The following is a 5,306-nucleotide window of genomic DNA, read 5'->3' as shown; positions in this document are numbered from 1 at the left end:
ATGAATCACTTTAACACTAGCAAATAAATGGAACACAACTAAAAAATTTTTGTTAAAGTCAGTGGATAATTGGAATGGTTTAAGGATGAGCTACAATGTGCCTTATACTATAACTGCAGCTAAATGCTTGTTTTGAATAGTGTTAACTACAAGCACAAAATAATTCTCTAATTTTGAAGTGATTGCAATGTTGACGACATTGGAAAGTGCATAATCCTTTTTATAAATGTCTATACTTTAAGTAGAAAGTTGCTTAAAGGAGGATGATTTGGAGATGTCAGTTCGCTACCGATGTCGGCATTGTGAAGTAGAAATAGGGACACTACCATTTGATGCAGATGATACAATTCGAAAACTGCATATTTTCGAATTGGGAGAAGCAGATGATTATGTTGAGAAAGATCAACATGGACAAACGACTGTGCACTGCATTTGTGAGCAATGTGAGGATTCGCTGAGACAATATCCAGATTATCACGCACTCAATAAATGGATTCAATAATTGGAAGGATGCTTTGACGCACTCATGTGTGTTCAAGGCCTTTTTCCATTTTATAAAATAGCCAATAATAGAGATATTTAAAATAGCACTAGAGTAATAGAAAGACTACGCCTCGGTGCTATGTATAGAATTTTTCATGCTTGATCGAAAAATTCTGCGATCACACTGAAAAAATGAATACAAGTATCTTCCTTTATAGAAGTATGAGAAGAATACTGAAAAAAGATACAAATAGAAATTTATGCTGAAAGGAGCTTTTGACTGTGGAGGTTTTACGACAACTTGTGTCGCAGGATAAACATATTACATCATTTTTACAGGAAATTCAGAGCGGTCAAACTGCATCACAGCTTATTACAGGTTTAACAGGAAGCGCACGACCAGTAATGGTTGATGCGTTATTTGAATATGTTAAGAAGCCCATCTATATTGTTTCTCCTAATCTATTGCAGGCACAAAAAATGGTTGATGAGCTTGCTGGATTATTAGGTGAAGAATATGTACATTATTACCCTGCTGATGAATTCATTGCAGCAGATCTTTCTGTGGCATCACCTGAATTACGTGCAGAGCGAATTGCAACACTTGATTGTTTAGCTAGAGGTGAGAAGGCTATCTATGTAATACCCGTAGCAGGTTTAAGGAAAATTATGCAGCCAAAGGAACATTGGCAACAATATTTTTTACAAACAGCTATAGGTGATGATATCGAAATTGATAAGTGGTTACAAACATTAGTTGAGATGGGTTATGTTCGTAATTCAATGGTGACAACACCTGGAGAATTTGCGTTGCGTGGAGGCATTTTAGATATTTATCCTCCTTATTTAGAATCGCCTATTCGTATTGAATTGTTTGATACAGAGGTTGACTCTATACGGACATTTTCAGCAGACGACCAACGCTCTATTGATAAATTGCAAAAAATTCGTATTCTTCCTGCTGCAGAGGTTATTCTGACTAAAGCAGAAAGACAGTCGCTATCTGGTCGTTTGGAATCCGCCTTAGCAGCCAGCTTAAAGAAGGTCAAAAAACAGGAAACTAAGGAGTTACTGTATCAGCATATTCAGTATGATATTGAACTGTTACAACAAGGAAACTTACCTGATTACGTCAACAAATATGGTTCATTATTATACGATAAAACGGCCTATCTGGGAGATTACTTTGCACAGGATGGCATTGTGCTTTTCGATGAGCTTGGACGCATTCAAGAGGTTATGGATGCATGGGAACGTGAAGAGGATGAATGGTTTTTATCATTAATTGAAGAAGGAAAAATGGTTCATGATGTCAAACCCGCCTTCACGCTAAAAGAAATACTAGCGATGTTGCCACAACAAAAGCTTTCGTTTTCGTTATTTTCACGAACATTTTCAGGGATCACATTTAATAAAACAACTAATTTTTCTTGCAAGCCTATGCAGCAATTTCACGGGCAGATGGCATTGCTACAAAGTGAAGTAGAACGCTGGTTCCTTGGTAAATTTACGGTACTAATTGTTGCAAGGGATAAAGAACGTGTGAAACGGGTTCAGCAAATGCTTGAAGAATACGATATTCATACAACAATAGGTGAACCAGCAGAACCTGGGATTTATATTGTTGATGGTGGCTTATCGAGTGGCTTTGAATTACCGTTGCAGCGCTTAGCAATTGTGACAGAGGATGAGCTCTTTAAGCAGCAGGCAAAGAAAAAAGCGCGAACAAAAAAAATGACCAATGCTGAACGGATTAAGAGCTATACAGAAATTAAGCCGGGTGATTATGTTGTGCATGTTCATCATGGGATTGGTAAATATATTGGTGTGGAAACGCTAGAGGTCAATGGTACACATAAAGATTATTTGCATATTCGATACCGTGCTGACGATAAATTGTATGTACCTGTAGAGCAAATAGACTTAATCCAAAAATATGTGGCATCAGAAGATCGTGAACCAAAGCTACATAAATTAGGTGGAGCAGAGTGGAAAAAAACTAAGGCGAAGGTATCCTCTGCTGTACAGGATATTGCTGATGACTTAATTAAGCTTTATGCCAAGCGAGAAGCAGAGAAAGGGCATGCTTTTACACCTGATAATGATGATCAGCGTAATTTCGAGGCCATGTTCCCTTATGAAGAAACAGAGGATCAGCTTCGATCTATTGTTGAAGTAAAGCGAGATATGGAGCGAGAACGCCCCATGGATCGTTTAGTATGTGGTGATGTAGGCTATGGTAAAACAGAGGTAGCCATTCGCGCAGCATTTAAGGCTATTCAAGACGGTAAGCAGGTAGCTTTCCTTGTCCCTACTACTATTTTGGCCCAGCAGCATTATGAAACAATCCGTGAGCGCTTTCAGGACTTTGCTATTAATGTTGGATTATTATCCCGTTTCCGCACTAAAAAAGAGCAAACTGCAACATTAAAGGGTTTAAAAGAGGGGCAAGTCGATATAGTTATCGGAACACACCGAATTTTATCTAAAGATTTAATTTTCCAAGATCTTGGTTTGTTAATTGTTGATGAGGAACAGCGTTTTGGTGTGACACATAAGGAAAAAATTAAGCAATTAAAGACTAATGTCGATGTCTTAACTTTAACGGCTACACCAATCCCACGTACTCTTCATATGTCTATGGTAGGTGTTCGGGATTTGTCTGTTATTGAAACACCACCAGCCAATCGTTTCCCAGTCCAAACGTATGTAATGGAACATAGTGGAGCATTAGTGCGAGAAGCAATTGAGAGAGAAATGGCACGTGGCGGACAAGTGTTTTATTTATATAATCGAGTTGAAGATATGGCCCGTAAGGTAGAGGAGATTCAGGTACTCGTTCCTGAGGCGCGAATAGGTCATGCGCATGGAAAAATGACAGAGTCAGAATTGGAATCAGTGATTTTAGCCTTTTTAGAGGGTGACTATGATGTCCTTGTTACGACAACCATTATTGAGACAGGTGTTGATATACCGAATGTGAATACATTAATCGTCCATGATGCTGATCGAATGGGCTTGGCCCAGCTTTATCAGTTACGTGGACGGGTTGGACGTTCAAACCGGGTAGCATATGCGTACTTTATGTATCAAAGAGACAAAGTATTGACAGATGTAGCCGAGCAGCGTTTACAGGCAATTAAAGAGTTTACTGAGCTTGGCTCAGGCTTTAAAATTGCCATGCGGGATTTATCTATTCGAGGCGCAGGTAACTTACTCGGAGCGCAGCAACATGGCTTTATTGATTCAGTCGGCTTTGATTTATATTCTCAAATGCTTCAAGACGCCATTGCTGAACGACAAACAGGTGTAAAAAAAGAAGAGAAGCCAGATATCGAAATATTGCTAAGTGTTGATGCGTATATTCCTGACGTCTATATTCCGGATGGATATCAAAAAATCCAAATGTATAAACGCATTAAGGCAATGGATCAAGTAGAGGAATATGATGAAATCATGGAGGAATTAGAGGATCGATTTGGCGATCTTCCAATTGAAACAGAGCGTTTACTGCGAATAGCACGAATGAAGGTTTGGGGTCTTGGCGCAGGAGTAGTATCTGTAAAGGAAAAGCAAAAACTGATTACAATTCTGTTGTCTGAACAGGGAACAGCCAATGTTGATGGCAGTAAAATCATTGAAGAATCGATGAAATTTGAACGTGCTGTCGGTTTTGGTATGGACGGCATGCAGTTAAAATTAACAATAGATGAGCGAAAGTGTGGAAAATATCAACCATTTGATTTGTTGGAAGAGCTCATGCAAATTATTGATAAAGCAAAAAAACAGCACTAGCAAAAAGGCCGGTCTTATCTTTTTCGGAAAAGATAAGATGGCCTTTTTATATACATTTTTTATGAATTAATTATAGAAACTTATTCCTTGGGCAAACTAATATGGAGTTGATTGACGTAATAGCTTATGAAAAAAATTGTTGGTTGCGAAATCCTTTTTCATCAGTTTTTGCATAGATTACTTAAATAAAAACCATACTATAGTTGAATAAAAATTTCATTGTAGCGAAAGCGAGGCATTAGAATGAAGGCAACAGGAATTGTTCGTCGTATTGATGATTTAGGGCGTGTAGTTATTCCAAAAGAAATTCGTAGGACGCTACGTATTCGTGAAGGCGACCCTCTTGAAATTTATACGGACCGTGAAGGTGAAGTCATATTAAAAAAATATTCTCCTATCAATGATTTAGGGGAATTTGCAAGAGAATATGTTGAGACACTTTATGAAACATTAGGAACACCAGCATTTGTCACTGACCGTGATGAAGTAATTGCTGTAGCAGGGATTGGTAAAAAAGAATATATTAATCGTCGCATTACATCCTTTGCGGAAGGTTTCATGGAAGAGCGATCAACAAAAATTGAAAAAATGGAAACAACGATTGAAATTGTCCCTGGACAATATGAGCAGGTAAAATCGTATTGTGCGACACCTATTATGGTAAACGGTGATCCAATAGGCTGTATTATTGTCTTATCAAAAGTACACTTTGTCGGTGAGGTAGAAGTCAAAGTAGTGGAAACAGCTGCTAACTTCTTAGCTAAACAAATGAATAGTTGATGCATGGAAAAGTTATTGCGATGACCTTTTAGGCTGAACAATAACTTTTTTTGCGTACATAAATAAGTCATTATAGGAACAGTAGTGCTACCTGGCGCGTCAAACTTTGGAGATATGCTATACTATGGGCATTGTTAAGAAGGAAAGAGGGCAATTTATGTCGCAACGTTTTGGCATGAAAAGCTACATGAAGGGTGCAGCTTTATTGACAGTTGCTGCCCTTATTGTAAAGGTTCTTAGTGCAATTT

The 5,306-nt window shown here is 38.1% G+C and carries 3 protein-coding genes; all 3 read left to right on the top strand.

Translation table 11 applies throughout. From position 1 onward, the window contains the following. The first annotated feature begins 274 nt into the window (after window positions 1–274). The 3 genes from RT445_RS09385 to spoVT all read left to right on the top strand — a co-directional run bounded on the left by RT445_RS09385 (window position 275) and on the right by spoVT (window position 5,058). Complete coding sequence (locus tag RT445_RS09385) at window positions 275–502, top strand: anti-sigma-F factor Fin (RefSeq protein WP_016993788.1); 228 nt, start codon at window positions 275–277, stop codon at window positions 500–502. A 263-nt stretch (window positions 503–765) separates the two neighbouring features. Further along, window positions 766–4,278, top strand: a complete 3,513-nt coding sequence (gene mfd, locus RT445_RS09380) for a transcription-repair coupling factor (protein ID WP_274795164.1) — start codon at window positions 766–768, stop codon at window positions 4,276–4,278. A 243-nt stretch (window positions 4,279–4,521) separates the two neighbouring features. Then, window positions 4,522–5,058 carry a stage V sporulation protein T gene (gene spoVT, locus RT445_RS09375; protein WP_274795165.1) on the top strand — a complete coding sequence of 179 codons (537 nt, stop codon included), beginning with the start codon at window positions 4,522–4,524 and terminating at the stop codon, window positions 5,056–5,058. The last annotated feature ends 248 nt before the right edge of the window (window positions 5,059–5,306 follow it).

Origin of the sequence: Lysinibacillus sp. (genome assembly GCF_032093475.1) — a bacterium.
Taxonomy (GTDB): domain Bacteria; phylum Bacillota; class Bacilli; order Bacillales_A; family Planococcaceae; genus Lysinibacillus; species Lysinibacillus irui.
The sequence above is the reverse complement of the archived record's forward strand: the minus strand, read 5'-3'. Positions and strand labels throughout refer to the sequence as shown.